At 69.8% G+C, this 5,173-nt stretch carries 8 protein-coding genes; all 8 read right to left on the bottom strand.

All coding sequences use genetic code 11. The features are described 5' to 3' along the window. Window positions 1-154: 154 nt before the first annotated feature. A complete protein-coding gene (locus tag JWN97_RS16775; protein WP_297625205.1) occupies window positions 155-541 on the bottom strand; it encodes a hypothetical protein in 387 nt (128 codons plus the stop codon). A gap of 24 nt (window positions 542-565) precedes the next feature. Further along, entirely contained in the window at window positions 566-1,372 is an 807-nt protein-coding gene (locus tag JWN97_RS16770; RefSeq protein WP_297625202.1) for an aminoglycoside adenylyltransferase domain-containing protein, read from the bottom strand. A gap of 151 nt (window positions 1,373-1,523) precedes the next feature. Further along, a complete protein-coding gene (locus tag JWN97_RS16765) occupies window positions 1,524-1,898 on the bottom strand; it encodes a metal-sulfur cluster assembly factor (protein WP_297625199.1) in 375 nt (124 codons plus the stop codon). Then, a complete protein-coding gene (sufU, locus tag JWN97_RS16760; protein ID WP_297625196.1) occupies window positions 1,895-2,362 on the bottom strand; it encodes a Fe-S cluster assembly sulfur transfer protein SufU in 468 nt (155 codons plus the stop codon). Before sufU ends, JWN97_RS16765 begins: the two co-directional genes overlap by 4 nt. A gap of 4 nt (window positions 2,363-2,366) precedes the next feature. Further along, window positions 2,367-3,593 carry a cysteine desulfurase gene (locus JWN97_RS16755; protein ID WP_297625208.1) on the bottom strand — a complete coding sequence of 409 codons (1,227 nt, stop codon included), beginning with the start codon at window positions 3,591-3,593 and terminating at the stop codon, window positions 2,367-2,369. Between the two features lie 48 nt (window positions 3,594-3,641). Continuing rightward, window positions 3,642-4,403: a Fe-S cluster assembly ATPase SufC gene (gene sufC / locus JWN97_RS16750; RefSeq protein ID WP_297625194.1), complete on the bottom strand. Its 762-nt coding sequence runs from the start codon at window positions 4,401-4,403 to the stop codon at window positions 3,642-3,644. Further along, window positions 4,400-4,747 (bottom strand): non-heme iron oxygenase ferredoxin subunit, encoded by a 348-nt coding sequence (locus tag JWN97_RS16745; RefSeq protein WP_297625191.1) that lies wholly within the window; start codon window positions 4,745-4,747, stop codon window positions 4,400-4,402. The genes sufC and JWN97_RS16745 overlap by 4 nt, the downstream gene beginning before the upstream one ends. Continuing rightward, the coding region (locus JWN97_RS16740) for a SufD family Fe-S cluster assembly protein (RefSeq protein WP_297625188.1) at window positions 4,747-5,173 on the bottom strand (427 nt) is incomplete at its 5' end. The genes JWN97_RS16740 and JWN97_RS16745, both read right to left, overlap by 1 nt.

The following is a 5,173-nucleotide window of genomic DNA, read 5'->3' as shown; positions in this document are numbered from 1 at the left end:
CCACCGCGGGCGCTCCTCGGGCCGGGGACGCCGACCCAGGATCGAGGTGCCCAGGGTGGCGTCGATGTTCTCCCCGTCGACGAGGAGGTAGGTCATCCGCTCGGCCATGCGAGGACTCTCCCACACCCGGTGGTGGCGACGGGACGAGCGGGAGTCAGGGCTGGTAGACGACCGTGAACGACTCGACGACGTCGTCGCCGGACACCGTCACGTCGGCGACCTCCACCAGGGCCCGGGGCTTGCCCGAGCCGTCGCAGAGGATCGACAGCACGCCCACCTCGGGCAGCTCCCCGGCGTAGTCCGCGGCGGCGGCCGTGGTCTCGCCCCGCTCGTCGGCCAGCACCCGGGTGACGAACGCGTCGGACTCCCCCGCCGCGTCGCCGTACGCCCACGCCGGGGGCGGGACGGACTCGAGCGTGGTGGGCCCGAAGTAGGTCGGGGCCGCATTGAGCTTGGCGTGGTAGCGGGCCAGCTCCCAGAAGACGCGGAGCTCCTCGTGGTCGAACTCGATCTCCGACAGGTCGACCTCGGGCTCGCTCATGCACCGAGGGTAGTGGGCCGCGCCTCAGGCCACGGAGGCGGCGTACGCCGCGAACTCGCGCGCCGCGTCCACCGAGCCCGCCCGCGGCCGGTCGTCGGGATCGAAGCCGCGCTCGCGGTCGGCGAGCACCTGCTGCAGGAGCGGTCGCCATCGCGGGTCGCCGTGCATCATCGCCCACCGCAGCGCGTCCCGCTTGCTCGCCACCTGCGCCGTCCGCACGGTGTAGAGGCTGCGGCAGGCCTGGACGACGAGGTAGCGCTGGCACCACGCGATCCGCGGTGGGCACCAGCCGAGGACGTCGTCGGTCAGCGTCGCGAGGCCGGCGCGGGCCGTCTGCCGCAGCACGTGCTCCGGCACCGGATCCACCAGCTCGACGGGGCAGGGGCCGACCAGCGTGATGCCGTGCTCGCGCAGGATCCAGCGGGTCCACGGGCGGTTGCAGTGGTCGGACCACTGCAGCTCGTCGGCGCCGTGGTCGGCGTAGAGCCACGCGGCCCCGAGCCCGTCCACGCCTCGCAGGTCGGCGGCGACGGCGTAGGACCCCTCGAGGTGGCTGTTCCAGTGGCCCTCGAGGCGGCGGTTCCAGTGGCCCTCGCGGTGGGGCAGGTCGCGGTGGAGCGCACGCAGGGCGGCCTCCTGCTGCGCGTCCAGTCGCTCGCGCACCACGACCAGGAAGTCGCAGTCGCTGTGCAGGTCCCCCGCCCCGAGGGCGAACGAGCCCTGCAGGTAGGCGCCCACGAACGCGTCACCCAGGGCCGCATGGGCGCCGGTGACGAGGTCGTGGAGCACGCCGTTGAGCTCGGCGTAGCGCGTGGGGTGGGGGTTGAGCACGGCTGAAGTGTGCGCTCGCGTCACCGCAAGGCGCCATGCAATATCTCGTCCCGGAAGGTGGTTTCGACCCGCCCGTCCCGGGCTCGCGAACTCGCCCGCGGGGCTCGCTCAACCTCTTCGCGTTCGCGTCCGGCTTCGCCGTTCGCGAGGCTCAGACGTTGAACCCCAGCGCGCGCAGCTGCTCGCGACCGTCGTCGGTGATCTTGTCCGGGCCCCACGGTGGCATCCAGACCCAGTTGATGGCGACGTCGTTGACCAGGCCCTCGAGGGCCTGGTTGGTCTGGTCCATGATCACGTCGGTCAGCGGGCACGCGGCCGAGGTGAGGGTCATGTCGAGGACGGCGTTGCTGCCCTCGTCGATGTGCACGCCGTAGACCAGGCCGAGGTCGACGACGTTGATGCCGAGCTCAGGGTCGACGACGTCCTTCATCGCCTCGGTGACGTCGTCGATGGTCACTGTCGACGTGCCGCCGCCGGTGGCCTCCGGAACCTCGGGCAGGTCGCCGTGGTCGAGAGCGTCTGTCATCGGTCTTCTCCTCCAACGTGGGTTTCAGTCTGGGCCTGGGCGGTCGCGTCCTTCCACGCCATCCAGGAGAGCAGCGCGCACTTCACGCGCGCGGGGAACTTGGCGACACCGGCGAAGGCGATGCCGTCCTCGAGGACGTCCTCGTCGGGCTCGACCTGCCCCTTGCCCTGCATGAGCTCGAGGAAGGTCTGGTGGATCGTCATCGCCTCGTCGACCGGCTTGCCGATCACCAGGTCGGCCAGCACGGATGCCGACGCCTGCGAGATCGAGCAGCCGACGGAGTCGTAGGACACGTCCTCCACGACCCCTCCGGCGAGGTGGACGCGCAGGGTGACCTCGTCGCCGCACGTCGGATTGACGTGGTGCACCTCGGACTCGAACGGCTCGCGCAGGCCCTTGTGGTGCGGGTGCTTGTAGTGGTCCAGGATGATCTCCTGGTAGAGGTTGTCGAGCTCGGCACTCACGGGATCAGCCCACCTTGAAGTAGCTGCGGGTGTGGTGGAGCGCCTCGATCAGGGCGTCGATCTCGGCGGGCGTCGTGTAGAGATAGGACGACATCCGCGTCGAGCTCTGCACGCCGAAGCGCGCGTGCGCCGGCTTGGCGCAGTGGTGCCCGGCGCGCACGGCCACGCCGCGCGAGTCGAGGACCTGCGCGATGTCGTGGGGGTGGACGCCGTCGAGCTCGAAGGAGATCGCGCCGCCGCGCTGGGTCGCGTCGAGCGGTCCGAGCACCGTGACGCCCGGCACGGTCTGCAGGCCGTCGAGGGCGTAGGCCGTGATCGCCTGCTCGTGGGTGTGGATGGCGTCGAGACCGATGTGGCCGAGGTAGTCCACCGCAGCACCGAGGCCGACGGCCTCGACGATGGGCGGGGTGCCGGCCTCGAAGCGGTGCGGTGCCCTGGCGTACGTCGAGCGCGCCATGGTGACCGTCTCGATCATCTCGCCGCCGCCGTGGAAGGGCGGGAGCTCGTTGAGCAGCTCCTCGCGTCCCCACAGGACGCCGATGCCGGTGGGACCGCAGACCTTGTGGCCGGTGAAGACCAGGAAGTCACACCCGGCAGCCTGTACGTCGACCGGGAGCTGCGGAGCCGCCTGCGACGCGTCGACGACCGACAGGGCACCCACGGCCTTGGCACGCGCGGCCAGGTCGGCGACCGGGTTGATCGTGCCGAGCATGTTGGAGACCCAGGTGAAGGCCACCACCTTGGTGTGCTCGTCGACGAGCTGGTCGGCGCTGGCGAGGTCGAGGTGGCCGTCGTCGGTCAGGCCGAACCAGCGCAGCTCGGCCCCGGAGCGCTCGCACGCCAGCTGCCACGACACGATGTTGGAGTGGTGCTCCATCTCGGTGATCACGACGTTGTCGCCGGGGCCGAGGTCGATCGTGCGGGCCAGGAGGTTGAGCGCCTCGGTGGCGTTCTTGGTGAAGATCACCTCGTTGCGCGAGGGCGCGTTGAGGAAGGCCGCCACCTTGTCGCGCGCCGCCTCGTAGGCCTCCGTCGACTCGGCTCCGAGCTGGTGCATGGCCCGGGCGATGTTGGCGTTGTGGCGCTCGAGGTGGTCGACCATCGTGTCGATGACGACCTGCGGCTTCTGCGAGGTGTTGGCGCTGTCGAGGTAGACCAGCGGCTGCCCGCCCGCGAGCACGCGCTCGAGGATCGGGAAGTCCTTGCGGATCACGTCGAGATCCGGGAGCAGCCCTTCCATGGTGTTACCTCGTTTCGGCGGTGAGAGAAGTGGTGCTGGTCAGGCCGTCGCGGCCTTGAGGTACTTGTCGTAGCCCTCGGCCTCGAGCGCGTCGGCGAGCTCCTTGCCGCCGGACTCGGCGACCTTGCCGTCGACGAAGACGTGGACGTAGTCGGGCTCGATGTAGCGCAGGATGCGGGTGTAGTGGGTGATCAGCAGGACACCCTTGCCCTCGCGCGCGCGGAACCGGTTGACGCCCTCCGAGACCACCTTGAGCGCGTCGATGTCGAGGCCGGAGTCGGTCTCGTCGAGCACGGCTACCTGGGGGTCGAGGAGCTCGAGCTGGGCGATCTCGTGGCGCTTCTTCTCACCACCGGAGAAGCCCTCGTTGACGTTGCGGGTGCCGAACGTCGGGTCGAGGTTGAGCTGCTCCAGCGCGGCGTTGACGTCCTTGACCCAGGTGCGCAGCTTGGGGGCCTCGCCGTCGATGGCCGTCTTGGCGGTGCGGAGGAAGTTCGACACCGACACGCCGGGGACCTCGACGGGGTACTGCATGGCGAGGAAGAGGCCGGCGCGGGCGCGCTCGTCGACGGTCATCGCGAGGACGTCCTGGCCGTCGAGGGTGACGGTGCCACCGGTGATGGTGTACTTCGGGTGACCGGCGATCGAGTAGGCCAGCGTGGACTTGCCCGAGCCGTTGGGGCCCATGATGGCGTGCGTCTCGCCGTCCTTGATGGTGAGGGTGACGCCCTTGAGGATCTCCTTGGGGCCGTCCTCGGTGTCGACGGTGACGTGGAGGTCGGTGATGACGAGCTTGCTCATGCGGGGGTGACTCCGTTCAGGGTGGTCTCGGTGTCGACGTAGACGTCTCCGTCTCGTACGTCGACGGGGAAGGTGGCGACCGGCTCGGTCGCAGGGAAGTTGGTGGGCTTGCCGGTGCGCAGGTCGAACATCGACCCGTGCAGCCAGCACTCGATCTGGCAGCCGCCGTCGTTGGTGGCGACCTCGCCCTCGCTCAGGGCGACCTCGGCGTGGCTGCAGACGTCCTCGACGGCGAAGACCTCGTCGCCGTCGCGGGCGATCGCCAGGTCGTACCGCCCGAGGGTGACCGCGAGGGCCTGGTCGGTGGGCACCTCGTCGAGGGCACAGACGCGCTCGAAGGTCATCAGAGCAGCTCCTTCAGCACGTTCTTGGCGAGCTCCGCCTCGACCGTGGTCAGCAGCCGCTCCTCGATGGAGGGGACACCGACCTTGCGGATCAGGTCGTTGAAGAAGCCGTGCACCACCAGGCGCTGCGCCTCCTTCTCGGAGATGCCGCGCGACTGGAGGTAGAACAGCTGCTCATCGTCGAAGCGCGCGGTCGCCGAGGCGTGGCCGGCACCCTCGATCTCGCCGGTCTCGATCTCCAGGTTGGGGATCGAGTCGGCCCGGCAGCCGTCGGTGAGCAGCAGGTTGCGGTTCATCTCGTAGGTGTCGGTGCCCTCGGCCGTGGCGCGGATCAGCACGTCGCCGACCCAGACGGTGTGGGCGGAACGTCCCTGCAGAGCGCCCTTGTAGAGCACGCGGCTCTTGCAGTGCGGAGCGTTGTGATCC

Origin of the sequence: Nocardioides sp., from assembly GCF_025965415.1 — a bacterium.
Lineage (GTDB): Bacteria > Actinomycetota > Actinomycetes > Propionibacteriales > Nocardioidaceae > Nocardioides.
The sequence above is the reverse complement of the archived record's forward strand: the minus strand, read 5'-3'. Positions and strand labels throughout refer to the sequence as shown.

Coding starts and splice junctions, on each gene's coding strand:
- sufC (WP_297625194.1), bottom strand. CDS start 4,403: ATGAGCAAGCTCGTCATCACCGACCTCCACGTCACCGTCGACACCGAG.
- JWN97_RS16765 (WP_297625199.1), bottom strand. CDS start 1,898: ATGACAGACGCTCTCGACCACGGCGACCTGCCCGAGGTTCCGGAGGCC.
- JWN97_RS16745 (WP_297625191.1), bottom strand. CDS start 4,747: ATGACCTTCGAGCGCGTCTGTGCCCTCGACGAGGTGCCCACCGACCAG.
- JWN97_RS16775 (WP_297625205.1), bottom strand. CDS start 541: ATGAGCGAGCCCGAGGTCGACCTGTCGGAGATCGAGTTCGACCACGAG.